The sequence below is a fragment of the Okibacterium sp. AC114 genome, assembly GCF_979253355.1.
Map to the genome: position 1 here is coordinate 1,658,537 of NZ_CEEDBR010000001.1, position 24,370 is coordinate 1,682,906.

At 66.4% G+C, this 24,370-nt stretch carries 20 protein-coding genes; 6 read left to right on the forward strand and 14 right to left on the reverse strand.

All coding sequences use genetic code 11. From position 1 onward, the window contains the following. Positions 1-9 precede the first annotated feature (9 nt). The 4 genes from ACZ6IE_RS07875 to ACZ6IE_RS07890 form a co-directional block, all read right to left on the reverse strand. A complete protein-coding gene (locus ACZ6IE_RS07875) occupies positions 10-369 on the reverse strand; it encodes an RNA polymerase-binding protein RbpA (RefSeq protein WP_077053150.1) in 360 nt (119 codons plus the stop codon). Positions 370-451: 82 nt separating this feature from the next. Further along, positions 452-1,297: a glycerophosphodiester phosphodiesterase family protein gene (locus ACZ6IE_RS07880; RefSeq protein WP_464607469.1), complete on the reverse strand. Its 846-nt coding sequence runs from the start codon at positions 1,295-1,297 to the stop codon at positions 452-454. A 21-nt stretch (positions 1,298-1,318) separates the two neighbouring features. Beyond that, positions 1,319-2,449, reverse strand: coding sequence for an SPFH domain-containing protein (locus ACZ6IE_RS07885; RefSeq protein WP_464607470.1), 1,131 nt, complete (start codon positions 2,447-2,449; stop codon positions 1,319-1,321). After that, the gene (locus tag ACZ6IE_RS07890) at positions 2,446-2,961 is read right to left on the reverse strand and encodes an NfeD family protein (protein ID WP_464607471.1); all 516 of its coding nucleotides are present in this window, start codon (positions 2,959-2,961) and stop codon (positions 2,446-2,448) included. The genes ACZ6IE_RS07885 and ACZ6IE_RS07890 overlap by 4 nt, the downstream gene beginning before the upstream one ends. Before the next feature lie 116 nt (positions 2,962-3,077). On the opposite strand from ACZ6IE_RS07890, the gene ACZ6IE_RS07895 reads away from it, so the two are divergent. After that, positions 3,078-3,842, forward strand: coding sequence for an SDR family oxidoreductase (locus ACZ6IE_RS07895; RefSeq protein WP_464607472.1), 765 nt, complete (start codon positions 3,078-3,080; stop codon positions 3,840-3,842). Between the two features lie 79 nt (positions 3,843-3,921). Here the strand turns inward: ACZ6IE_RS07895 and ACZ6IE_RS07900 are convergent, their stop codons facing one another. Next, entirely contained in the window at positions 3,922-4,509 is a 588-nt protein-coding gene (locus tag ACZ6IE_RS07900; RefSeq protein ID WP_464607473.1) for an HdeD family acid-resistance protein, read from the reverse strand. A gap of 150 nt (positions 4,510-4,659) precedes the next feature. Between ACZ6IE_RS07900 and ACZ6IE_RS07905 the strand changes: the two genes are divergently transcribed. Then, on the forward strand, positions 4,660-5,673 hold the full coding sequence (locus ACZ6IE_RS07905) for a DNA topoisomerase IB (protein WP_464607474.1): 1,014 nt from the start codon (positions 4,660-4,662) through the stop codon (positions 5,671-5,673). A 24-nt stretch (positions 5,674-5,697) separates the two neighbouring features. Here ACZ6IE_RS07905 and ACZ6IE_RS07910 read toward each other — a convergent pair whose 3' ends face one another. From ACZ6IE_RS07910 to ACZ6IE_RS07925, 4 genes are all read right to left on the reverse strand, one after another. Beyond that, a complete protein-coding gene (locus ACZ6IE_RS07910) occupies positions 5,698-7,209 on the reverse strand; it encodes a phytoene desaturase family protein (RefSeq protein WP_464607475.1) in 1,512 nt (503 codons plus the stop codon). A 64-nt stretch (positions 7,210-7,273) separates the two neighbouring features. Beyond that, positions 7,274-9,742: a phosphoketolase family protein gene (locus tag ACZ6IE_RS07915; protein WP_464607476.1), complete on the reverse strand. Its 2,469-nt coding sequence runs from the start codon at positions 9,740-9,742 to the stop codon at positions 7,274-7,276. A gap of 58 nt (positions 9,743-9,800) precedes the next feature. Beyond that, positions 9,801-10,031, reverse strand: coding sequence for a DUF2283 domain-containing protein (locus ACZ6IE_RS07920; protein WP_464607477.1), 231 nt, complete (start codon positions 10,029-10,031; stop codon positions 9,801-9,803). A 50-nt stretch (positions 10,032-10,081) separates the two neighbouring features. Further along, on the reverse strand, positions 10,082-10,795 hold the full coding sequence (locus ACZ6IE_RS07925; protein ID WP_464607478.1) for a LuxR C-terminal-related transcriptional regulator: 714 nt from the start codon (positions 10,793-10,795) through the stop codon (positions 10,082-10,084). Positions 10,796-10,928: 133 nt separating this feature from the next. On the opposite strand from ACZ6IE_RS07925, the gene ACZ6IE_RS07930 reads away from it, so the two are divergent. Beyond that, the gene (locus ACZ6IE_RS07930; protein ID WP_464607479.1) at positions 10,929-12,194 is read left to right on the forward strand and encodes a sensor histidine kinase; all 1,266 of its coding nucleotides are present in this window, start codon (positions 10,929-10,931) and stop codon (positions 12,192-12,194) included. A 52-nt stretch (positions 12,195-12,246) separates the two neighbouring features. Here ACZ6IE_RS07930 and ACZ6IE_RS07935 read toward each other — a convergent pair whose 3' ends face one another. Further along, on the reverse strand, positions 12,247-12,873 hold the full coding sequence (locus tag ACZ6IE_RS07935; protein WP_464607480.1) for a hypothetical protein: 627 nt from the start codon (positions 12,871-12,873) through the stop codon (positions 12,247-12,249). Between the two features lie 224 nt (positions 12,874-13,097). Between ACZ6IE_RS07935 and ACZ6IE_RS07940 the strand changes: the two genes are divergently transcribed. Continuing rightward, positions 13,098-16,622: a DUF5979 domain-containing protein gene (locus ACZ6IE_RS07940; RefSeq protein ID WP_464607481.1), complete on the forward strand. Its 3,525-nt coding sequence runs from the start codon at positions 13,098-13,100 to the stop codon at positions 16,620-16,622. A 34-nt stretch (positions 16,623-16,656) separates the two neighbouring features. Here the strand turns inward: ACZ6IE_RS07940 and ACZ6IE_RS07945 are convergent, their stop codons facing one another. Further along, positions 16,657-17,556 carry a formylglycine-generating enzyme family protein gene (locus ACZ6IE_RS07945; RefSeq protein ID WP_464608611.1) on the reverse strand — a complete coding sequence of 300 codons (900 nt, stop codon included), beginning with the start codon at positions 17,554-17,556 and terminating at the stop codon, positions 16,657-16,659. Between the two features lie 91 nt (positions 17,557-17,647). On the opposite strand from ACZ6IE_RS07945, the gene ACZ6IE_RS07950 reads away from it, so the two are divergent. Next, complete coding sequence (locus tag ACZ6IE_RS07950; RefSeq protein WP_464607482.1) at positions 17,648-19,975, forward strand: arylsulfatase; 2,328 nt, start codon at positions 17,648-17,650, stop codon at positions 19,973-19,975. A gap of 78 nt (positions 19,976-20,053) precedes the next feature. On the opposite strand, the gene ACZ6IE_RS07955 is transcribed toward ACZ6IE_RS07950, so the two are convergent. The 3 genes from ACZ6IE_RS07955 to ACZ6IE_RS07965 form a co-directional block, all read right to left on the reverse strand. After that, entirely contained in the window at positions 20,054-22,165 is a 2,112-nt protein-coding gene (locus tag ACZ6IE_RS07955) for a bifunctional copper resistance protein CopD/cytochrome c oxidase assembly protein (protein WP_464607483.1), read from the reverse strand. 164 nt (positions 22,166-22,329) lie between these two features. Next, on the reverse strand, positions 22,330-22,992 hold the full coding sequence (locus ACZ6IE_RS07960; RefSeq protein ID WP_464607484.1) for a hypothetical protein: 663 nt from the start codon (positions 22,990-22,992) through the stop codon (positions 22,330-22,332). Between the two features lie 52 nt (positions 22,993-23,044). Continuing rightward, a complete protein-coding gene (locus ACZ6IE_RS07965; protein WP_464607485.1) occupies positions 23,045-23,854 on the reverse strand; it encodes a Rossmann-fold NAD(P)-binding domain-containing protein in 810 nt (269 codons plus the stop codon). A 79-nt stretch (positions 23,855-23,933) separates the two neighbouring features. Here ACZ6IE_RS07965 and ACZ6IE_RS07970 point away from each other — a divergent pair, with 79 nt between their 5' ends. Beyond that, a complete protein-coding gene (locus ACZ6IE_RS07970; protein WP_464607486.1) occupies positions 23,934-24,347 on the forward strand; it encodes a winged helix-turn-helix transcriptional regulator in 414 nt (137 codons plus the stop codon). Positions 24,348-24,370: the final 23 nt, after the last annotated feature.

Sequence of the window (24,370 nt, forward strand, 5' to 3'; positions counted from 1 at the left end):
ACCTGCCGGCTAAGCGATCTTCTGACCGCGGCGGGCCCGCAAGAAGTTCAGACGCTCCTGCAGAAGCTCTTCGAGCTCCGCTTCGGTCCGGCGTTCGAGCAGCATGTCCCAGTGGGTGCGTGCCTGCTTCGGGTCGGCCCGCGTGAGCTGAATCGGCTCCGAACCGATCATCAACACGGCCTCGCTGCTGCAGTGACGGCACTCCCACGTTTCCGGCGCCTCGGCGTCGGCCGCGAAGTACAGCGACGTCTCTTTGTTACAAACCGGGCACAGATAGCTGTGGTGGGTTCGTTCCGAAAAAATGACGCCCTCTTCGCTCTGTAGGCTCTGGGCGCCCAGGCGCATTCCGCGCAAACTGCGATCTGCCATTGTGTGGTCTCCTCTCGCGATGCATGCTCAGTTATAAACCCCCAAGCTGTGCGGGAGCTTCCCGGGGGCCGCTTTCTCCCAGTCAACTGCCAGCGTGAGAGGGCCCCAAAGCCTCGAAGACATCGAGCACGTCGACGACGGCGCGCGCGACATCCGGCCGGTCGGTGACGATGCCATCCACGCCCAGCTCGAGCAGGCGGCGGATGTCGGAGCGTTCGTTGATGGTCCACACGTGCACCTCGAGACCCGCATCGTGCAGCGTGGCCAACAGGGGCGTCGTGACGAGGGGGAGTGGGCCGGCCCGTTCGGGGATCTGCAGAGCGAGAACCGTGCCGGGCAGGAGTCGCCTGATCGCCCGCACGAGGGTCGGCCGCCGCGTCAGGGCGGCGAGCAGGATGGCCGCCGTGCCGACGGAGGACGCGGACGTCGCGATGCCGGGGAGGAGACGCACGGCACGGACCCGGGATGCCTCTGAGAAGGAGGTGAGGAGGACGCGATCTGCCACCCCCGCGCGCCAGACCTGTTTGGCCGTGGCGACGACGGCGTCGGGCGCCTTGAGGTCGAGGTTCCAGAGCGCATCGGGGAAGGCATCCAGGGCTTCGGCGACGGTCGGGATGCGGTGACCACCGCCCAGATCGACGCGGCGCACCTCGGCGAGCGTGAGCGTGCGGAGAGCGACGCCGCCGAGGGGCGAAAAGCTTGCAGCGTCGTCGGGCGCACCCTCGGGGAGGACGTCGGCCGGGAGGTGTTCATCATGGAAGAGCATGGGGATGCCGTCGCGGGTGGCTCGGACATCCGATTCGAGGTGGGTCGCGCCGGCGTCGAGGGCCGCCCGGAAGGCGGCGAGCGTATTGCCGGGCACACCGTCGGCGAAGCCCCGGTGCGCGAAAACGCGTGGCCCCGCGGCATCGAGATACCGTGAGACCACGCGTGGACGCTGCATGACCGGCTAGTTGGCGGGCCCGGCCGGCGGGGCGCTTGGCGGCGAGTCGGGGAACTCGGTCGGCGGCTGGATGCTGGGCGGCTGGATGCTCGACGGCGCAACATCACCAGACGGCGCCGGTGCGCTCGACGGCGTGTGCCCACCCGGCGACTCCGCGGACTCGGCAGGCTTCGACGGGGAACCGGACGGCTTCTGACCGCCCAGACCGGCGGAGGCCATGAGCTTCGACAGGTCTTCGCCGTTCTTCGGCAGGAAGCCCGAGCCGATGCCCTTGAGGGCTTCGGTGAGCTCGGACGGAATGATCCACAGCTTGTTCGCCGAACCCTCGGCGAGCTTCGGCAGCGTCTGCAGGTACTGGTACGCGAGCAGCGTGCTGTCGGGGTTTCCGGCGTGGATGGCGCTGAACACGGTGGTGATGGCTTCGGCCTCACCCTGCGCGACGAGCACCTGGGCCTTGGCGCTACCCTCGGCTCGCAGGATCTCGGCCTGCCGGGCACCCTCGGCCTCGAGGATGGCGGACTGCTTCGTACCCTCGGAGATGAGGATGGCGGCGCGGCGATCACGCTCGGCACGCATCTGCTTCTCCATGGAGTCCTGGATCGACAGGGGCGGGTCGATGGCCTTGAGCTCGACGCGGCCCACGCGGATGCCCCACTTGCCGGTCGCCTCGTCGAGCACGATGCGCAGCTGGCCGTTGATGTTGTCGCGGCTCGTGAGCGCCTCTTCGAGGTTCAGGCCACCGACGACGTTACGGAGCGTCGTGGTCGTCAGCTGCTCGACGGCGCCGAGGTAGTTGGCGATCTCATACGTTGCGGCACGAGCATCCGTCACCTGGAAGTAGACGACCGTATCGATCGAGACGACCAGGTTGTCTTCGGTGATGACGGGCTGCGGCGGGAACGAGACGACCTGCTCGCGCAGATCGATGAGCGGGCGCACGCGGTCGATGAAGGGCACCAACAGGTTGAGGCCGGGCAAAAGCGTCTTGTGGTAGCGGCCGAGGCGCTCGACGACACCGGCGTTGGCCTGCGGGATGATCCGGATGGACCGGAACAACACCACCAGCACGAAGATGACGAGGACGATGCCGACGACCCAGGCCACGATCGTGCCGACGAGGGCGGAAGAATCGGTCATAGGGCTTTCCTTTCGGCGGGGGCGACGACAGCGGTCGCTCCCTGGATGGCATGGACGGAGACGTGCGTGCCCGGTTCGAGCGTTCCACCAGGGGCGGTCGGCAGCAGGATGGCGGTCCACGTGTCGCCGTTGGCGAGACGCACCTGGCCACCGGTCGGCGAGACGGGGCGCAGCACCTCGCCGGGCATGTTGAGCAGCGCCTCGACGTTGGAGGGCGTCTTGTCTTCGCCCCGGTGCAGCGCTCTCAGGAGCGAGGGCCTGACGAAGGCGAGCAGAACGACGGATGCGACGGCGGCGATGACGATCTGCAACCACCACGGGGCGCCGAGCAGGCCGCTCACGAGTCCGACGGCGGAACCAACGGCGATCATGAGGAACGTGAACTCGAGCGACAGCATCTCGACGATGACGAAGACCAGGATGAGCACCAGCCAGACGATCCAGGCGTTGTCGATGATCCAGTCCATACCGGCCTCCAAGAGGGTGTCGGGGGGCTCCGTCGATGTCGTCATCGACCGGGGTCTCTCTATTGAACCTATCAGCTAGCGGCAGGGCGGCATATGGGACTTGGTAGTCTCGGGGCTGGACATCACCGCCCTCTGGGCGACCGCATCGACAAGGAGAACACGTGTCACAGCCACTCAGCCCCGGATCGCTCGACGGAAAGTCGGTGCTCGTCACCGGCTCCTCGCGGGGCATCGGTGCAGATACCGTTCGCTTCTTCGCCGAGGCCGGTGCGCGCGTCGTCATCAACTTCCGCAACAAGGAGGCGCGTGCGCTGAAGTTGCAGAAGGAGATCGAGGCGGCGGGCGGCCAGGCCCTGTCGATCGGCGCCGACCTGACCGACCCGGCATCCGTCGAGTCGATGATGCACACGATCCGGGCCGAATACGGCGGGCTCGACATCCTGGTCTTGAACGCGTCGGGCGGTATGGAGTCGGGAATGGCCGCCGACTACGCGCTCACGCTCAACCGCGACGCCCAGCTGAACGTGGTCGAGAAGGCGCTGCCGCTGCTGTCATCCGGTTCGCGCATCGTGTTCGTGACGAGCCACCAGGCTCACTTCATCCGGACCACGCCCACCATGCCCGAGTACGAGCCCGTCGCGCTGTCGAAGCGTGCGGGTGAGGATGCGCTGCGCGAAAAACTGCCCGAACTGCAGGAACGCGGCATCGAATTCGTCGTGGTCTCGGGCGACATGATCGAGGGCACCATCACGGCCACGCTGCTCGAGCGCTCGAACCCGGGCGCCATCAGCCAGCGCAAGGAGTCCGCCGGACGTCTCTACAACGTGAACGAGTTCGCGGCCGAGGTGGCACAGGCCGCCGTCGACCCGATCCCCGCCGACAACACACGCCTCGTCGGAGACACGAGCGACTTCGTCGCCGAATAACTCCGGCTCCCAAAACGCCGAAGGGGCGCTCACGAATAATCGTGAGCGCCCCTTCGTGCTGTGAAGCGGAAGGGCAGGCTCAGGCGATGCCGGCGCGTTTGGCGGCGCGGCCGAACGTGAACGCCTGCACGATCTCGACGACGCCCGCGACGATCGCGAGAACCGCCACGAAGATCAACAGAGCCGCGGCCGACTGCACGGGCACGAAGAGCACGATCACACCGGCGACGATGCTGACCACGCCGTAGAGCACGCCGAACCAGCGCGACGAGTCGGGGGCCGACTCGATGAGCGACGCGATGCCCTCGATGATCCAGGTGATGCCGATGGCGGCGGCGAGCACGGCCACGCCGAACACGGGGTTCAGCAGGATGTAGACGCCACCCAGGATGAGCAACACGCCGAGGATGACGCTGAACACGCGATAGCTCGTGCCCTCCGAGTGGCCGGAGAACCCCTTGACGATGCGCAGGATGCCGACGACGAGGAAGTAGATGCCGAACAGCCAGGCCACGAGGGCGAGCGTGGCACCGGGCCACACCAGGATCGAGATGCCGAGGATCACGGCTAGCAGACCCGCGACCCCCAGGGCAACCCGGATGCCCGTCACCTGCGAGGGTGAGAGTCTGGACGAATCGACGTTGATGAAGAACGTTGAGGTGGACATGAGGCGGATACCTTCCTTTCGTAGTGAAGGCTGATGTGCCCACCTTGCCGCAGATTCGGAGCCCGCGGGGAACTATTTCGGTTCGCGACGCTGGCAACGGAACTCGTGCGGGAGGTGCGGGCGTCGACCCGCGGACCGGAAGGCGACGATATGAGACTGAGACGCAGCAATTCGAACGGGCGCGGATATCGTCGCGTGCGCTCGGGATCCGGTTTCAGCTATCGGGACCTCGACGGCTCGACCATCACCGATCCCGCGCTGCGAGAACGCCTCGAGAAGCTCGGAATCCCGCCCGCCTGGGAGGACGTCTGGATCGCGCCGTTCGAGAACGGACACATCCAGGCGACGGGTGTGGATGCCGTCGGACGGCGCCAATACATCTACCACCCGGGGTGGCGCGAGAAGAAGGACCGCATCAAGTTCGACCGCGCGCTGCAGCTCGCCGAGGCGCTCCCCAACGCCCGGCGACAGGTCACGATCTACCTGCGCAGCGACGGCGTGTCGCGCGAGCGCACCCTCGCCGCCGCGTTCCGCATGCTCGACACCGGATCGCTGCGGGTGGGTTCCGAGCGCTACACCAACAGCAACGGCAGCCACGGCCTCGCGACGCTCCTGAATGCCCACGCGCGCGTGTCGGGCGACACCGTGCACCTGCACTTCCCGGCCAAGAGCGGCAAGGAGTGGGAGTCCGACATCACGGATGCCGACCTCGCGGCCGTCGTGCGCCAGCTCAAGCGGCGGGGCGGCCGGGCCCGGTTGCTCGCGTATAAAGACGGGCGGCACTGGCATCCGGTGACGAGCTCGGACATCAACGACTTCGTGAAGGAGATGACGGGCGGCGACTTCACGGCCAAAGACTTCCGCACGCTGCACGGCACTGTGACGGCGGCCGTCAGCCTGGCCAAGACGGGGCCGCTGCCCTCGCAGGCGAAGCGCAACCGGGCCATCAGCCAAGCCATGCGCGACGCGGCCGAGGTGTTGAGCAATACTCCGACGATCGCGCGGGCGAGTTACGTCGATCCGCGGCTGATCGACCACTACAACCAGGGCGAGACCATCGACCCGAAGCGCACGGCATCGGGGGAGTCGGAGGTGCGGGCGTTGCTGTATCGCGAGGGCATGGTGACGAGCATCCGCCGGGCCGACACGGAGAACGCCTCCTAGCTGCGCCCCGGCGTCGGTCGGTCGTCAGACCGGATCGGGCCCGAGGCGCGGCAGACGCGTGACGCCGAAGTGGTCGCGCAAAGCGGCCGTTGCCGCATAGGCACCCGGCAGCCCGGTGACGCCGGGGCCCGGGGGAGTCGCCGAGGAGCACAGGTAGACACCGTCGACGGCCGTGCGCCACGGTGTCGGCGAGAGCGTCGGGCGTCGGATGAGCTGCAACAGGTTCGGCTCGCCGGCCGAGATGTCGCCGCCGATGTAGTTGGGGTTGTAGCCCTCCATCTGCTGCGCTGTGCGCGACGACGAGGCCAGGATGACATCGCGGAACCCCGGCGCGAACCGCTCGATCTGCCGCACGATCGCCTCGGTCATATCGCGATCCGAGTCGGCGGGCACGTGCGTGTAGGCCCACAGCGTGTGCTTGCCCTCTGGCGCACGTGACGGGTCGAACCGGGTCGGCTGCGACACCAGCACATAGGGGTTGTCGGGGTGCTCGCCCCGGGCCACCTGGTTCTCGCCCGCCGCGGTTTCGGCCGCCGTTCCGCCGAGGTGGAGCGTTCCGGTCTTGTGCAGTTCCTCGTTGGTCCACGGCACGGGCCCGGACAGCGCGAAGTCCACCTTGGCCACGCCGTTGCCGTAGCGGAAGCGCTCGAGCGTGCGACGGTAGCCCGCGGGCATCCGGTCGCCGAGGATCTCGACGAGGGCCCGGGGCGTGGTGTCGAAGAGTGTGACGGTCGAATCGGGCAGATCGGCCGCACTCGTCACGTGTTGGCCGGTCTCGATGCGGCCACCGTGCGCGCGCACATCGTCGGCCATGGCGTCGACGATGGCCTGGCTGCCGCCGATCGGTATGGGCCAGCCGCCGTCCTGGTGTCCTGTGACCGACAAGACGAGTCCCGCGGCCGACGACGCGAGCCTCGGCATGGGCATGATGGCGTGGGCGGCGACACCGGCGAGCATGGCGGGCGCACGGTCTTCGCGAAAACGGAACGACCCCATGGTGGCGGCCAGTTCGAGGGCCCGCACACCGAAGAGCGCCAGGGCGATCGGATGCCGGGGCACGCGCGTCAGGGGGGACCCCGTCGCCTGCGCCACATCGTGCGCGCGATCGACGAGCGGGCCCATGAGCCGCAGCCACTGGTCGCCGTCGACACCCAGGTGCTCGGCCGTGCGGTGCAGATCGCGGTAGGCGAGGCCCGCGTCGCCGCCGTCGAGGGGCTGCGCATAGGAGATCTCGGGCGTGACGAAGTCGACGCGGTCGGTGAGGCCGAACCGGCGGAAGAAGCCGGACGCGAAAGCCATCGGGTGCACGGCCGAGCAGACGTCGTGCCAGTAGCCCGGCAGCGTCAGCTCGGCCGTGCGCGCGCCACCGCCGATCGTGTCGTTGCGCTCGAGCACCGTCACCTCGACGCCCGCCCGGGCGAGCACGACGGCCGCCGAGAGTCCGTTGGGCCCGGCACCCACGACGGTCGCGGTGGGCGCGGTCTTCGCGTGAGCGCGGGCGTTCGGGGTGGTGGCGTGCGTGCGTCGGAGCGACATGCGTGTCCTCTCTCGGATGAAGCGAGTTCTCGGGTAGGGCGTATTCGGATGCTGATATACGAGTCTAGCGTTCCGGGCGGAACTCCCACTCGGTGACATCGGGGTGGTCTTCGCCCTTGTCGTACGCGTAGCGACGGGCCTCAACCCGCGCGGCCTCCCACGTCTCGGCGAGGGCGGCCGGAACATCCCGGCCCTTCTCCGCGAGGCGCTTCACCGCATCCATTGCCAGGGAGTAGCGATCGATCTCGTTGAGCATGACCATGTCGAAGGGTGTGGTCGTCGTGCCCTTCTCGGCGAAACCGTGCACGTGCATATCGTCGTGGTTGTGCCGGCGGTAGGCCAGCTGGTGCACGAGCGACGGGTAGCCGTGGAACGCGAAGACGACGGGCACGTTCTCGGGGAACATGGCGTCGTATTCGGCGTCGGGCATGCCGTGCGGGTGCGCCTTCTCGTCTTGCAGGCGCATGAGGTCGACGACGTTGATGAAGCGCACGCGCACACCGTCGACGTTCTCTCGAATGAGCTGGGCGGCCGCGATGGCCTCGAGCGTGGGCACGTCGCCGGCCGAGGCGAAGATGACGTCGGGTGCAGCATCCGCGCCGGTGTGGTCACCCGAGGACGATGCGGCCTCGTTGCCGGCCCAGGGCCAGACACCCATGCCGTGCTCGACGTGTTCGCGGGCGTCGTCGATGTCGAGCCAGGACTGCTGCTGCTGCTTGCCCGCCACGATCACCGTGATGCGATCGGTCGTGTCGAACACGCCGGCACCCACGTGCAGCAGGGTGTTCGCGTCCGGCGGCAGGTAGACCCGCACGAGGTGCGCCTGTTTGTTGACGACGAGGTTCAAGAAGCCCGGGTCCTGATGAGAGAAACCGTTGTGGTCCTGGCGCCAGACGTGCGACGACAGCAGGTAGACGAAGGGGGAGATGGGCTCGCGCCACTCGACCTCGGCCGCCGATTCGAGCCACTTCGCGTGCTGGTTGAACATGCTGTCGACGATGTGCACGAACGCTTCGTAGGTGTTGATGAGGCCGTGGCGGCCCGTGAGGATGTAGCCCTCGAGCATGCCGTGGAGCAGGTGTTCGCTCAGCACTTCGGTGACGCGGCCCGTGTGAGCGAGGTGCTGGTCGGTGCTCTTGATCTCGGCCGCCCACACCTTGTCGGTGACCTCGTAGACGGCCTGCAGGCGGTTCGACGCGGTCTCGTCGGGTCCGAAAATGCGGAACGTGTGCGGGTTCTCGCGCATGACCTCGGCCAGCCACTTTCCCCAGGTTCCCGTGGCCGACACGAGTTCGCCCTTGTTCGGGGGAGCGGGCACGGCGTGCGGTTCGACGGCCGGCAAGACGAGCGGATGCCGCAGCTCGCCGCCGTTCGCGTGCGGCGTCGCGCTCATGCGGCGTTCACCCTCGGGCGCCAGCGACCGGATGTCGGAGGCGGGCACGGCGTTCTCGTCGAACAGTTCGTCGGCACGGTAGGACCGCATCCAGTCTTCGAGGATGCGCAGGTGTTCGGGGTTCTCGCGCACATCGTCGACGGGGATCTGGTGCGCCCGCCACGTGTTCTCGACGGGTTCGCCGTCGACCTCTTTCGGGCCCGTCCAGCCTTTCGGCGTGCGCAGGATGATCATGGGCCACGCGGGGCGGTCGGTGTGACCCGCGTCTCGAGCATCCGACCAGATCTGTTCGATGTGGGCGACGGCGGCGTCGAGCGCGCGGGCCATGCGGGCGTGCACCAGCATCGGGTCTTCGCCGTCGAACCCGCCCGACACGATGACGGGCTCATAGCCGTAGCCCCGGAACAGTGAAAGAAGCTCGCTTTCACCGATGCGTGCGAGCAGCGTCGGATTGGCGATCTTGTAGCCGTTGAGGTTCAGGATGGGCAGCACGGCGCCGTCGTTCTTGGCGTCGATGAGCTTGTTGGCGTGCCAGCTCGTGGCCAACGGACCCGTCTCGGCCTCGCCGTCGCCCACGACGCACGCCGCAATGAGGCGCGGGTTGTCGAGCACCGCGCCGTAGGCGTGCGACAGCGAATAGCCGAGCTCGCCGCCCTCGTTGATCGAGCCCGGGGTCTCGGGCGCCGCGTGCGAAGGGATGCCGCCGGGGAAGCTGAACTGGTGGAACAGCGCCGCAAGGCCCTCGACGCCCTGGCCGAGATGCGGGAACCGCTCGCTGTAGGTGCCGTCGAGCCACGTGTTCGCGACCATGGCCGGGCCGCCGTGCCCCGGACCGCAGACGTAGAGGTACTCGTTGTCAGTGTGCTGGATGACGCGGTTCAGGTGCGCATAGATGAAACTCAGGGCGGGGGAGGTGCCCCAGTGCCCGAGGAGGCGCGGTTTGATCTGATCGGGGCTCAGCGGCTCGGCGAGCAGCGGGTTGCCGAGCAGATAGATCTGGCCCACCGTGAGGTAGTTGGCCGCGCGCCACCAGCGGTCGACGATGTCGAGCTCGCTGCTCGACGGGGTCGACGGTGCGCGGGAGACGAAGGCGGAGGTGCTGGCGGAGGTGCTGGCGGACGAACGTGGGCTGTCGGTCATCCTTCGACGCTAGGCGAGTGGCGCAAGCCCCACAAGGGACTAGCGACGGTGCCTTCGGTCACTTCTCCGGGAGCACGGCCTGCCTCAAAACTTCGGGGGTGAGGCCGTCTCGAGCGCCCAAAACCTCCACACCCAGGAGGCGACCGCCCTCATCGAAGTCCAGAACGACCTGCGTCACGCCATTGGGCGTCTCGATGAACCCGACCTGCCGCGCCGCCTGCCCGGGCGCCACCGCATCGACGATGCGGATGTACGCGGCATCGGCCTCTGCGTCATAGGAGATCTGCATCGTCAGCCTTTCGTAACCGTGATGATGTGGCCGCCCTATTTTATCGAGGACTAGCTGTCGCGGCCGGTTTCTGCCAGGAGGGTGAGTGCGGCGAGGACGCGCGGGTTTTTGGCCGAGTCGGCGGGCACGCCGAGGATGCTGTAGATGCTCGTCAGGTGGTTCTGCACCGACTTCTCGGCGATTCCGAGCCGCGCGGCGATGCCCTGGTTCGACAGACCCTGAGCGAGCAGCTGCAACACGGCGTATTGCCGGTCGGTGAGGCGGTGCAACACCGATTCGGAGCGCGGCGTGGCGTGCGCGATGAGGTCGGGGTCGAGCATCGAATCTCCGCGCGCCGACGCCTCGATGGCGGCGAACAGAGTCTCCGAGGTGAGCGCCGACTTCTTCGACAGGTAGCTCCACCCGCCCCGCATGTCGTCGGGCATCTCGAGCAGCATGTCCATGAGGTCGTAAGCCGAGAGCAGCACGATGCCGAGGTCCGGGGCCTGACGTTTCAGGCTGACGCCGAGGCTCACGCCGTTGCCGTCGGGCAGCTCGATGTCCATGGTGAGCACGTCTACCGTGCCCGGTAGGAAGAGCTTCCGCGCGTGCGCGACCGTGGTCGCCCGGCCGACGAGCCGCGTGCGGGGATGCTTGTCGATCAGGTCGCCGAGCATGCCATTGAAGAGGGGCTGATCCTCGACCACGCCGACGCGCAGGGGAGCGACGCCCTCGGATGACCGCCACGTTCCGCCTGCGCGCGGCGTGCGCTCCGAGATGTCCATGTGACGAGTATGCCCGGTCGAGTACGCGTGGAGGGGGAGGAAACTCTCGGTGGCACACGCTCGGACGCGCAGGCCCCCGAAATAGGCACGCCGAATGCCGCCGAAAACGAGAATCCTTTGAGAAAATCGACAGGTGGGGATCAGGCGACCGACGCGGGGGCTGGCACAATCACGTGTTGACGGCGCCGACGGTCTCGATCACGACGACCGCAACGACCGCATCAGCGACTCGCGCTCGTTCGTCGTCGCCTCGGGGGCCGTCGCCCTGGCCTTCGGCATCGGCACGGCCATGCAGACCGTCTACATCTTCGCCTGGGTGGCGCCCGGTGGCAGCCGCGGCATGCTCTTCGAGCGCATCACGGCGAACGTCGTCGGCATCGGGGGAGCGGTGCTCCTCCTCGGCTTCCTACTCATGACCCGATGGGGGCCGTCGCTGCACGAGTGGTGGCGCCCACGCGTGCTTGCGCTGACGTTTGCCGTGTCGTGCGTGGCCGGACTGGTTCGAGTCGGCCTGCAGTTACTACTCGGGGTGTATCGCTCGCCGACCGTGGATGTCGTGTTGGTCGAGTTCGCAGCCTCTGTGGCCACGCTCATGGTGTGCGGCGCCTTCGGTTTCGCCGTCTCGGCCGCCCGCCGCAGGACCCGCCACGAAGAACGCGAGCAGACCGCGCAACGGCGGGCCGCCGACCTGGCGCTCCAGGCCCTGCAAGGCGAGGAGCTGCGCGTGAAAGGCGAGGTCGCAGAGGGTTTGCACGGCACCGTGCAGCAACGACTCGTGTTCATCGCGGCGAGCCTCGACGAGTTGGCGAAACGAGTTCGCACGGGGGAGCAACTCGTCGAGGACGACATCCGCTCGGTCGAACGCCGCGTCGATGAATTGCGCGAACGGGATGTCCGGGCCACGAGTCGGCTGCTCTCACCGCCCTTGCTCGAGGTGGGTGTCGCCCCCAGCATCCGCGCCATCCTGCAGCGCCTGCCGACCAGTATCGTCACCAAGTTCGACGTCTCCTCGGAATTCCGCGCGCTCGACGATCCCGCCGACAACGTCATCGGCCTGTCGCAGCGATCCCTGCTCGTCCGAAGCCTCGAAGAAGGCATCACCAACGCGCTGAAGCACGGCGCCGCCGACAGCATCCGTGTGTCGCTATCCGTCGTCGATGGCGTCCAGCCGGCCGAAAAACGAATCGTTCTCACCGTCTTCGACAATGGCGTCGGAATCTCTGACGACCCGTCCATCGACGGCGGGTTGCTGTCGCTATCGCGTCGCATCCAAGCGTTCCAGGGCGATATGAAGATCGGCGCCGGCAACGAAGGAGGCACGGCGTTACGCGTATCGCTGCCGGCGCCTCAGCCGACTCGTCACGAACCCGAGAAGGACCCCGCTCACACTCTCGGATAAAGTGCCGATAATGCACATTATGTCAACAAAGCTGTTTCGAGCCCTCCCTGGGCTATATCTTGATGGGGAACGTCAGGCCGACGGATATCGCTATCAGGGCAGCGACGACCGCGAGACTCAAGAGAAGCCAGTTGGCCCAGGACGCCTCGGCACGTTGCGACATTGCTGTCAGAAATAGCACGAGTGCGAACAGCACGGTCAAAAGCGAATAATTGTCCCCCCGCTGGTTATTTACGAGCGCTTCCGCAAACTTGGCGTCAGCTCGCTCATTCCACACTTTGGCTTCTGCAGAACCAGCAGGAACATATTCCGCACGCGCCAGCGGCGAGTTCTCGATTCTGCCATCCGCGTTCCACGCGTCGAATGCACGCGCGAAATCGGGCAGGAACCGCGACTGGACGTAGTTCGCGAGCTCGGTGTCCCCCGATAGATCGGCTTTCACCCACTCGGCATAGATGGTCAGGTCGAACTGACGAGCGTCTCGAGCTTCGCCCTCGTAGTTTCCGGCTTGGACTCGCGCGCTACTTGCTTGAGAGAACGCAATAGACATCTCACCACCCCACTTGGACGCCTCGAAACCGCACCAGGCGGTGAGAACAGCGGTTATCGAAAGCACAAAAACTGCAACGACGTCCCGCACATCCCGCGCCCTCGTCGAGCGTTGGTTATCATGTGCCATTTTCGACCTCTCGCCAGTGAAAACATCCCGCTCTTTTTGACAGCAAAAGTATGGCATCACTCGCGGAACCCTCGATAGGGTGTCGGTGTGGCGGCGGGCATCAACCTGCTGGGAGGCCAGACACACCTACTCGGGGGTAGACGATGGACGTCCGGACGCACAAAAAGATGAGCTCGCGTGACTCTGAGCATGCCGGGCGGCGGGCCGTGTCGGGGCTTCTATCCGTGGTGCTTGCGACCAGCCTCGGCCTGGTCGCCCTGACGTCGCCGCTGACCGTCGCGCCACCCGCGCAGGCCCAGGAATGCCAAGGCCGATCGGCGAACCCGATGGGAGGAGCCACACCGATCGGGTCAGAGTCGGGTTACACGATCTACACGCCCGGCGACGGTGTGCTCGGCAATAGCGAGCTCGAGGGCACTCTCGCGGTTGGCGGTACCGCAACATTCGCGGCCGCAGGCGGCGGATCGGGTTCGTACGCCATATTTCATGGCGGTGTCGGTGGTAACGCGAACTATGACGTGCCCAGCATCGACGGTGATCTCAACCGGGTGCTCATGACCCGATTCGGTCTTCCTGAAGCCGACGCCCCCCAGCGAGTCGCTCAAGTGCAAGTGCGAGTCGATGGAACCCCCGCCGCGGGGGTGAAGATTGCAGATCTCAACACTCCACCGGGCTACGCAGTGATGGCCGCGTACGACAGCGATGGTTCGACATTCTCTCGGTCCCCGGTCGCTGGCGGCACGAATCTGAGCCCACAGATATCGTCCTCACCACAGCTCTGGGAAGGAGGGGTCGGCGCTTCATCTTGGCCGACCGAGAAACGATTCGGTGACTACTTCCCCGCCGACACCGGTGCCGATATCCTCTCCGGAGCTGATTATGTTCCACCTGCTGACATCACCGTCGGAGGAGAGGCGGCGATCACACTCGACCCCACTGGTCCTAACGCCGTGAGCCTTCCGCAGTTCAACTCAGCGGCGAAATTCTCGATGGCTCAGTATTCAGCTCAGTCACCCCTTGTGGTTCAGGTTGCACCGACCGACGTCATCGACGGCACTCTGCAACTTCCCTCTTACGCATATAGCGGCAATGATGCCTCCAATGGCGCTGGGATCAGCTTCTTACTGTTCGACCTCAGTGACATCGCTGGCGACGTCGTCATCACGTCGCGGAGCGGCGAACCCGTGCGAGGGTCACTCTACGCACCGCAGGCCCATGTCATTTTTCCCCCGGAGGCGCAGGGCGGTGTGCAATTCGAAGGCCAGGTGATCGCAGGCGACTTCACGGCACTCCAAGGCGGTAAAGAACTCCACACCAACCTTTTCGCCGGGATCTTCCCCTGCGACACCGACCCAGTGGGCGGTTTCTCCCTGCAGAAAACCTTCGCCGGGGGCGTCGATCCAGAGGATTTCCCTGCCGGAACAGCTTTTGAGACAACTGCCTCCTGGACGATCGACAACGTGCCCTATGAAGAAAGTTACGAGGTCCCCGCCGACGGTGCGGTCGTGCAGGGCCCGCAAGACCTGCCAGTGGGAACTCTCGTGTCCTTGAGCGAACCCTCACCACCCGATATTCCAGGCTGGTCTTTCGACAACGTGTCCTTCTCCCCCCGCACCGTCACGATCGCTGAAGGGGCCAACTCGTTGATCGTTGCCACCAACACCTACGCAGCGGTCGGCGGGTTCTCACTCTCGAAAGAACTCAGCGGCATCGCGCCAGCAGATGTCCCGCCCGGGCTGAGCTACCAGATGCTTGCCGTATGGGTCACAGGCGGCATTCCTCACGCAGAGCGTTTTGAGGTGCCCGCCGACGGAACGGTCGTGAACGGCCCACAAGACATCCCGGTGGGCACCACCGTCACCTTCGTCGAGGTGGGACGTCCGAACGTCGACGGTTACGTGTTCACCAACGTTGTCTTCTCGTCGCGGCAGATCGTGATCAGACAGGGCGACAACCCCGTCATCACAGCTCGGAATACGTACGAACCAATCGTCCCCAATGCCGGCGGATTCTCTGTGAGCAAACACATCGATGGCATAGACCCCGGCGAATTCCCCGACGGAACGACTTTCGAGGTCACCGCATCGTGGAGCGTCGACGACACCCCCAGGCGCGAAGTCTTCGCTCTCCCCTCCGACGGCACGCCCGTCACGGGTCCTCAGGATCTGCCTGTCGGCACCGTTGTGACGTTTGAAGAATCCGACCCAACTGCATCCACCCCGGCCAACGCAACGCTCGACTCCTGGGGCGTCGTCCCCCGAGAAATCACGATCGGTGACGGCCAGAACACCCAGGTGACAGCAACCAACACATACTCCACGAGCGCACCCGTCGGCGGTTTCGAGCTCCACAAGGAGATTTCACCGGAAGCCGAAATCAGCGACGCCGATTTCCCAGCGGGCACCACATTTCCCATTGTCTCCGTGCACGTTGTGGATGGCCGCCCCGTCATCAATAAGTTCGACCTCCCCGCCGATGGGACCCTCGTACCCGGCGTCGACGACTTAGCAGAGGGCAGCCGGGTAGCGTTCTTCGAGCTCGGCGCTCCCGATGCACCGAACGGGTTCATCTACGAGGGCGTCTCATTCAGTGCCGACGGGACACCCGTCGACCCAGCCGTCATTACCATTACCGGTGGAACCACGATCACAGTCACTGCAACCAACACGTACGAAGCCGTCGGTGGATTCTCTCTCACGAAGTCCCTTGCCGGCGTCGACCCCGACGATTTTCCACCAGGGACAACGTTCACGATCGTGGCCGCGACCCGCATCGACGGAATTTTCGACTGGAGCGCGTTCCACGTACCCGCGGATGGAAGGACCGTGACGGGTGCCCAGAATCTCCCGGCTGGAACCCTCGTGCGTTTTCTTGAAGTCGATCCCCCGACCATCGCCGGATATGAATACACGGGAGCTACCCTTTCGCCGACTTCGGTGACCATCGGCCAGGGTGAGAATCCAACCGTGACAGCCACTAACACGTATCGCGAACTTCTCGGAGGATTCTCCGTCCACAAGGAAATCACCGGCACGGGCGCCGGATTAGTGCCACCCGGCACAGCGTTCACTGTTCAGTACTTCCTCGACGGTGCCGCGACCCCGGCGGGCAGTTTGATTGTGCCCGCCACCGGTGAGTCCGTCGACGGCCCGCAAGACCTCCCCGAGGGGACCATAGTGACCTTCACCGAGGCCACACCCGCACCCTTTATTCCGGGCGCGACGTGGGAGACACCCGATTTCGACCCACGCGAAATCGTTATTACTGACGGTCAGAACACGTCTATGGTCCTCACAAACACCGTCCGTCTCCAAGCGGGGACTTTTTCACTCCGGAAGGTCATCGATGGGAGCGGTGCCGGCGTGGTTCCGAAAGACGCAACATTCGATGTCGATTATTTCCTGAATGGCTCTCCAACTGCAGCCGGAACACTCACCATCTCTGCCTCTGGCGACATCACTGCCGGGCCCAGTGACCTCCCCGCGGGTACTGTCGTCACATTCCGGGAGGTCTCGGCACTCCCCCAGATAGCAAGCGGGAAATGGGTTGGTGAAGCGTCGTTCAGCCCCCCTCGTATTGTGATTGCCGACGACCAAACAACGGCTGTGACAGTCACGAACACCTTTGCCGCATACGCTCTGCCGAACACCGGCATCCTGTGGCACAGCGAACTCGTGTGGCTCGCCTTCGCGGCACTTTTCGCTGGTTTCGTCCTCCTCGCCGCAACCAAGCGGCAGCGAAGCAGGTAGTTCTATTCATCGACGAAGAGGTGGGCCGGGAAATTTAGCTTTCCGAGAGCGTCGTCGCGCAGCGGAAGCCAATGTGGGTGGTTGCGCTGTCGTCGGTTTGCGGGGATCGGGCGGAGGGCCGGTAGCGGAGGCAGTAGTCAGGCGAGCAGAGATGGCTGCCGCCCTTGAGGACTCGGCGTCTGCCCTCCGAGGACTGCGGCTCGGCCAAGAGCGTCCGCCGTTCGTCCGGGCGAGGCCCGAGTGCGGCGCCGGGGATGATGTGGCGGGTCGTGTAGAAGTCAGTGGTCCATTCCCACACGTTCCCGATGAGGTCGTAGATGCCGTAGCCATTCGGGGGGAACGCGCCGACGGGTGAGGTGCCGATCCAACCGCGGGCCCCGACGTTGTCGTACGGGAATCGGCCCTGCCAGTGATTGGCGAGCGGTTCAGGATCGTCCGCGTCGTCACCCCAGGCGTAACGCGCGCCTTCGAGACCACCCCGCGCCGCGTACTCGAACTCCGCCTCGGTGGGCAAGCGCATGCCCGCCCACGCCGCGTATTCGGTGGCGTCCTCGTAGGCCACCTGCACGACCGGATGATCGAGCCGGTCACCGATATCGGAGTCCGGGCCGAACGGGTGCCGCCAGTCCGCCCCCGGCACCCACTTCCACCAGGCCCGCCACTCACTCAAATCCACGGGACCGCTTGTGGGTGTGAACACCGTCGCCCCGGGCATCCGATCCGCGGGGTCGAGTCCGGGGAACTGCTCAACGCTCAATGGCCGCTCCGCCACAGTGACATATCCGGTCTGATCCACGAACGAGGCGAACGCCCGGTTGGTAACTGGCGTGCGCTCGATGGCAAAGGCTTCGACCCGACGCTGGTGCACCGGCCCCTCGTCGGCATAGAACTCTTCCGAGCCCATGAGGAGGTGTCCACTGGGGAGAGCGATCATCTCAGACACGGATGCCTCCTCGTCGATCAGTGTTCCGCAGCCTCTGCCTCTCAACTATTGTGCCGCAGCGGACCGAGCGCTAGGAAGGACTATGGCGACTCACACAACGGAGAACTGGCCCGACCGAACACACCTACCGATCCCTGCGCATCAAGACATCGGGAAGATCGACCGCACAGTGGCGGGTTCTGACCCGATCGAGTGGCCGCGCGAGGTGAGTGCCCCACAGGGGGCTCCGAACGTGCTACTCGTGATGACAGACGATGTGGGCTTCGGGGCCAGTGAGGTGTTCGGCGGGCCCGTTCCCACCCCGACATACAAGCGTCTGGCCGAACGCGGTCTGAAGTACAACCGTTTCCACACCACGGCGCTCTGTTCGCCGAGCCGCGCAGCGCTCATCACGGGCCGCAACCATCATGTGGCCTCGACCGGCATCATCATGGAATTCTCGACACCATTCCCGGGCTATCACTCGATTGTGTCGAAGAGCGTCAGCACGATCGGCGAGATCCTCACCGCCAATGGGTACGGCACGGCGTGGTTCGGCAAGAACCACAACGTGCCCGACTGGCTCACCACCCCCGCCGGCCCGTTCACACTGTGGCCGACAGGACTCGGGTTCGAGTATTTTTACGGCTTCCTGGGCGCGGATGCGCATCAATTCCGCCCGGCGGTTTTCGAGAACACCACGCCCGTCGACCCCTACCTCGGGCGCGAGGATACCTACCATCTCGACGCCGACATGGCCGATCACGCCATCACCTGGATTCGCACTCAGAAGGCTGTCCGACCCGAGAAACCGTTCTTCGCCTACTACACGCCGGGCACCGCGCACGCCCCGCACCATGCGCCCCGGGACTGGATCGAGAAGTTCGCAGGACAGTTCGATCACGGCTGGGACGAACAGCGCATCCGCACCTTCGAGAGGCAAAAGGACTTGGGGGTCATACCCGCCGACGCCGTGCTCAACCCCACCCCCGACCACTACCGCCGCTGGGACGATCTCTCCGACGAGATGAAGACCGTCTGCGCACGCGAGATGGAGTGCTACGCCGCTGCGCTCTCGCACTGCGACCACCAGATCGGGCGGGTTGTCGACGCCCTCGACGAACTCGGCGAGCTCGAAAACACGCTCATCATCTATATCCAGGGCGACAACGGTTCGAGCGCCGAAGATCCCACCGGGCACGGCCTCACCAGCGAGATCGGGGTGCTCGCGAACGGGCTCGTCGACCGCGAAGACTACATGGTCGAAAATATCGAAGAGTTCGGCGGCATGTGGTTTCAGAACCACTTCTCACACGGGTGGGCCCATGCAATGAACGCGCCCTACCAGTGGGACAAGAAGATCGCCTCGCACCTCGGCGGCAGCCGCACCTCGATGGTGGTGTCGTGGCCAGAGCGCATCGCCGAGGGTGGCGGGCTGCGAAGTCAGTTCGCCCACATCACCGACATCGTGCCCACGATCCTGGACGCGGCCGGCATCCCCATGCCCGACGTCGTCAACGGGGTCGACCAGCTGCCCCTGAACGGCGCCAGCCTCGACCAGACCTTCGACGACGCGGCGGCACCCGAGCACCACACCACGCAATACTTCGAGGTGATCGGTAACCAGGGCATCTACCACGACGGCTGGATGGCGAATACGGCCCCGAAACGCCTGCCCTGGGTGGGCATGGGCGAGTCGACCCCCGACCCGTTCGAGGAATACGTCTGGGAGCTGTACCACCTCGACGACGACTTCACACAGTCGAAAGATGTCGCGGCCGAGCACCCCGAGAAACTGGAGGAATTGCGTCAGCTCTTCCTCGAGGAGGCACGCAAGAATCAGGTGCTGCCGCTCGACGACCGCTACATCGAGCGCTTGAGGCCGGAGAACCGACCCGCGCACAACGTGGGTCGCACCGAGTACACCTACTACCCAGGCACCTCCCGCATCACCGAGGGCATGGCGCCCGATATGAAGAACCGCTCCTATCGCATCACGGCGAAGGTCACGATTCCGCAGGGCGGAGCCGAGGGGATGCTGCTCACCCAGGGCGGCTGGTTCGGTGGAAACGCCTTCTACCTCCTCGGCGGGCGGCCGGTCTATGCATACGCGCGATCACATTACCCCGAGCACAAGTACACGATCTCCGGCGACTCGGCCCTCCCACCCGGCGACCACGAGATCGTCGTCGCGTTCGAGTACGACGGAGGAGCCCCCGGCAGCGGCGGCACCGCGGTGCTGAGCGTCGATGGCGCCGAGGTGGCACGGGGACGCATCGAGCAAACCGTTCCCGTTCGCGTGTCCGCCGATGAAACTCTCGACATCGGCGAAACGTCGGGCACGCCCGTCGTGCGCGACTACGACGTGCCGTTCCGCTTCACCGGCGAGCTGCACACCGTCACGGTCACTCTGCCGACGAGAGAGGACTAAGACGCCGGCACGAACGGGTGGGCACGGTCACGAGAGGACGGAGTTCGGATCGATATCTCGACGGCGCGCAGCGAGAGATCAGTGCGAGCTTTCCTGATCGGGTCTGCCCTGATCGTCATCGCCGAGGCGCCGCAGCCGGGAGTTGTACGCGACGAGCTCCGCGTCTCCATCCCGCTCGGCGCGTCGGTCGTAGCGTTTCGCCGACTTCTCGTCGCTCTTCACCCACTGCGCCACCACGACGAGCGCGATCAGCACCGTGGGGATCTCCCCCGCGCTCCACGCGATGCCGCCGCCCACGCCCTGGTCGGCGAGAAGCTGAGCGGTCGTCGCTCCCCCGAGCGCCGTCCACCACGCCTCGGCGAGCACGGCCGAGTTGGCCATGATCGTGAGGCCGAAGAAGGCGTGGAAGGCCAGCGTCGCGAGCAGCACGAGCAGGCGCATGAGGTGAGTGGGGCGGTTCGGCCCGGGGTCGATGCCGATGAGCACCCAGAAGAAGAGGTATCCGGTCGCCAGGAAGTGCACCGTCATGAACACGTGGCCCTGGTGCGCGAACATGGCCCATTCGAACCATCCGGTGTAATAGAAGACCACCAGGCTGCCCGCGAAGAGCACGGCGGCGACGGCGGGGGTCGATAGAACGCGCAGATAACGTGAGTGCACCAGGATGAGCATCCATTCGCGGATGCCGCGGCCGCCGTCGTTGCGCGCGGGCAGCGTGCGCATCGCCAGCAAGACCGGCCCGCCGAGCACGAGCAGCGGCGGCACCACCATCATGAGCGTCATGTGCTGCAGCATGTGCGTGCTGAAGTGGACCTGCCCATAGACGGCCGGTCCCCCACTCGTGGCATAGATGAGCGCTGCGCACCCGGCCACCCACGACACGATGCGACCGAGGGGCCAGCTGTCACCGCGTCGCCGCACGCGCAGGGCCGCCCACACGTACCAGCCGGCGCCGACGAGCGCGAGGCCCGCCCACATCCAGTCGATATGCCATTCCATGAACATGCGGAGCGGCGTGACATCGGGTGGATACGGGAAACCCAGCAGGCGATGGCGGATGTCGTCGGCCACCGGTTCCTGAGACACGGGCGGTTGACTGCGCGACAGCGCCACCGACGCACCCATGGTCACGGCCATGACGACGACCTCGCCAACGGCCAGGCGCACGAAAGCCGATCGGTCGGAGGGGTCGCGCCGCAGCCGCGGGATGAGACGCAGGCGATGCCACGCGCCGGCCACGCCCAGCAGCACGAGCGCCGTCGCCTTCACGATCAGCAGGATGCCGTAGGGCGTGACGAGGTCGGCCGGGGAGCTGATGCGGAGCGATGCATTCACGACACCGGAGAAGGCGACCGCACCGAAAGCCCAACCGGCGAGCAGCGAGTAGCGGGCGACGACCGCGCCGAGTTGGGCGCCGACCTTCTTGCGCAGGAGGATGACGGCGACGAGCCCACCGGCCCACGCCGTGACGCCGACCAGGTGGATGGCCAAGCTGTTGACCGCGTTGCCGTGCTCGTCCGATCCGGCGGCGTGGCCCGACAACGACAGCGGCAGGAGTGCGGCGACAGAGAGGACGGCGGCCGTGGCCACCCAGGACTGCCGCCGCGCGAGCAGGGCGATCGAGAGTGCGGCGGCCACGCAACCCATCGACACCAGCATGGTCTGGCCCAGCTCGAGCTGGGTCGCATAGAAGACGAACGTCGTGGGGAACGACGGCGCGGTCACGGGCACGCCGATCGAATTCGCGGCGGTGAAGACGAGCACCGCGATGCCCGCCGCCAGCCAGACGGAGGCCGCCCAGCTCGCCCACCACACGGCCTTGGCCTGCGAGAACGACATGAGGCCGGGGGCGATCTTCTGACCGGGGAGCCAGAAGGTGGCGGCGAGGAGCAGACCGATGGTCACCGAGGCGGCCGCGTCGTGCAGCACGCGCGCTATGGGGAGACCCCAGGTGACCAACTCCCCCGGGTTGGTCAGCAACTGGCCGCGGCCGAGTTCGCCCGTGAGCGAGAGGCCGAGGAGCGTCGCCGCGACCGCGAGCGGCACCGAGAGCGTCAGGGCGCTGGCGACGATGCTCGGCGGTGTGGGGCTCCAGGCGGGGCCGGCGTCGGTGTCTGGCCCCGTATCGGGCATCAGGGTGGGCGCGGGTCGAGGGGATGTCGGGGTGGAGTTGTCTCTGTTTTCGGCCACGGTCGGTGGCTCCTTCCTGAGCGGCCGGCCGCAGCCGCACCGCTCGATGACCTCGCCGAGACGACGCCTTCTCAGGCGTCGACGTCGGCAACACGGCACGCGACACGGCAACGCGGAAGCAGCACGGCGCGGCATCCGGCGTCACCGGCAGCGGAAATCGCTGCTCAGGTCGCGAGAGGGAGTGAGGGGAAGAAGACTGCGGGTGGGCCGCGGCGCGACCGGGTGGAGGGATAGACGCTGAGCGACCGAGGAAGCGAGACCGTCTCGATGTCCGCGCGAGCGGCGGCGCGGAATGGAACGGGGATCACGGAGACGACGGGGAACAGAACGCGCACGAGCGTGACCGCGAGCGTGCGAAGTCGCCGAACGACCCGCTCGCCCTGATAGATCGCCAGGATCGTCACGGCGGCCGCCGCAGCGTGAGCCGCCCACATGCCGGCGTGTGCGTGCGCGGGGACACCTGCGGCAGGGCCCCCGGCCGGAGTCGCCAGCAGAAGCGGTGCGGTTGCCGAACCGTGGCCTTCGTGCCCGGAGTGACCTGCTCCCCCGGTTGCCGATGCCGCGGACGCGTTGCCGGCGCTCCCGAGAACGAACAGCATGTGGAACAGCATCTGGCTGGCGATCACCGAAGCCGACACGCGGATGATGGACAGACGTCGACCGGCCAGCGGAACGCAGACGGCCGTCGCCAGCACCAGCGGCACGAGGATGCCGAGCAGCCCGGGCACCTCTCCCCCGCCCGCCACGTGCGACAGCAACGCCACGAACGTCGACACGATCGCGGCCAGCGCGCCCCGCAGGGCTCGGGCCGAACGCGTCGAGGTCATACGGCCATTCTCGCAGGACCTCGACGCCTCAGCCGGCCGCGCACGGGCCCGTCTACGCGTACGGGCGTCCCGCGCTCGCCGCCTCGGTTGCGACCTGCACGGCATCCAGCGGTTCGCGCCCGAGGAGCAGACGCAAATCACTCCCCGATGCGCTTAAGAAACCGTGCCGCACCGACGTGAAGATCGACAGGAGCATCGCAGGCTGAAAGGGCTTCAGGCCGGCGGCATCCAACTCGACACGCTTGTTCTGGAGCGAGACGTCGACGAGCTCGACGCCCAGACGGGTCGCGACGTGATTCGCCGTCACCGGTTCGCCGACGAGGTCGTAGGTGCGTCCCACGTGCCGCTCAGGATGCTCGGCCACGACGGCCGCCGCCTCGGCCAGATCGGCCCGCGCCACCGCCGCGAGGGCCCCGCCGCCGAACGCCGACGTGAGGCGCGAACCGTCCCAGCCGAAGAGCGAACCGAACAGCTCGGCGTAGAGCCCGTTGCGCAGGACGGTCCAAACCAGCGAGCTGTCGCGCAGGCGTCGTTCCGTCCACCGATGCGCCAGCGCGAACGCGAGGTGGTCGCCCTCCGAAGCCAGACTCGTGTAGACGACATGTCCGACACCATCCCGCTCGGCCGCCGCGATCGCCGCCTCGTGCCGCGCGACGACGACATCGTCCTCCGCCTCCCCGGCCGACACGAGAACCAGCGTCTCGACGCCCGCGAACGAGATGCTCGCGGGGTCATCGAAGTCGATCAGGGGGCCGCGGGCCGACGACGAGCGGCTACTCCCCTTCGCGGTGGTCCCCCGCTCGGAGAGGACGGTGAGGATGGCGTGGCCGAGCTGGCCGCTGGCGCCGGTGACGAGAATCAAGACGAGACCTTTCGTGGTTCTGATGCCTAACTAAGCTGATTGTGTTCGCCCGTTTCGCCCGCCACAAGGAGGCACTCTCGTGTCAGTGACGCACACCGAAGTAACCGCCACCCTCGACCCGTGCGGCGCGAGCGACCACCCCGATTGCGGCATCCGCGACATGCTCGACCGCGTCGGCGACACCTGGACGGTCATGGTCGTGACCGAGCTGGGCGCATCCGAGCGCCGGTTTCTCGAGTTGCAGCGCGCCATCGACGGCATCTCGCAACGCATGCTCACGCTCACCCTGCGTCGGCTCGAACGCGACGGTCTCGTGAACCGCACGGTCTACCCCACGGTTCCCGCGCAGGTGTCCTATGCGCTGACCGACTCGGGGGCGCGATTGACCCACCTGATCAAGGCGCTCGCCGACTGGTCGCTGGCCGAACGCGCCGCTATCGCCGACGCCCGCCAGCGCTACGACGACACGCATCCGGGCCACGGCATCCGGTGACGCGCGCCCGATGAGCCACGCGC

Bases quoted from the DNA above. Each gene is read 5' to 3' on its own strand.
- ACZ6IE_RS07875 (WP_077053150.1), bottom strand. From the start codon at position 369: ATGGCAGATCGCAGTTTGCGCGGAATGCGCCTGGGCGCCCAGAGCCTA.
- ACZ6IE_RS07960 (WP_464607484.1), bottom strand. From the start codon at position 22,992: ATGACCTCGACGCGTTCGGCCCGAGCCCTGCGGGGCGCGCTGGCCGCG.
- ACZ6IE_RS07935 (WP_464607480.1), bottom strand. From the start codon at position 12,873: ATGGCACATGATAACCAACGCTCGACGAGGGCGCGGGATGTGCGGGAC.
- ACZ6IE_RS07885 (WP_464607470.1), bottom strand. From the start codon at position 2,449: ATGACCGATTCTTCCGCCCTCGTCGGCACGATCGTGGCCTGGGTCGTC.
- ACZ6IE_RS07915 (WP_464607476.1), bottom strand. From the start codon at position 9,742: ATGACCGACAGCCCACGTTCGTCCGCCAGCACCTCCGCCAGCACCTCC.
- ACZ6IE_RS07910 (WP_464607475.1), bottom strand. From the start codon at position 7,209: ATGTCGCTCCGACGCACGCACGCCACCACCCCGAACGCCCGCGCTCAC.
- ACZ6IE_RS07925 (WP_464607478.1), bottom strand. From the start codon at position 10,795: ATGGACATCTCGGAGCGCACGCCGCGCGCAGGCGGAACGTGGCGGTCA.
- ACZ6IE_RS07905 (WP_464607474.1), top strand. From the start codon at position 4,660: ATGAGACTGAGACGCAGCAATTCGAACGGGCGCGGATATCGTCGCGTG.
- ACZ6IE_RS07900 (WP_464607473.1), bottom strand. From the start codon at position 4,509: ATGTCCACCTCAACGTTCTTCATCAACGTCGATTCGTCCAGACTCTCA.
- ACZ6IE_RS07920 (WP_464607477.1), bottom strand. From the start codon at position 10,031: ATGCAGATCTCCTATGACGCAGAGGCCGATGCCGCGTACATCCGCATC.
- ACZ6IE_RS07945 (WP_464608611.1), bottom strand. From the start codon at position 17,556: ATGATCGCTCTCCCCAGTGGACACCTCCTCATGGGCTCGGAAGAGTTC.
- ACZ6IE_RS07950 (WP_464607482.1), top strand. From the start codon at position 17,648: ATGGCGACTCACACAACGGAGAACTGGCCCGACCGAACACACCTACCG.
- ACZ6IE_RS07890 (WP_464607471.1), bottom strand. From the start codon at position 2,961: ATGACGACATCGACGGAGCCCCCCGACACCCTCTTGGAGGCCGGTATG.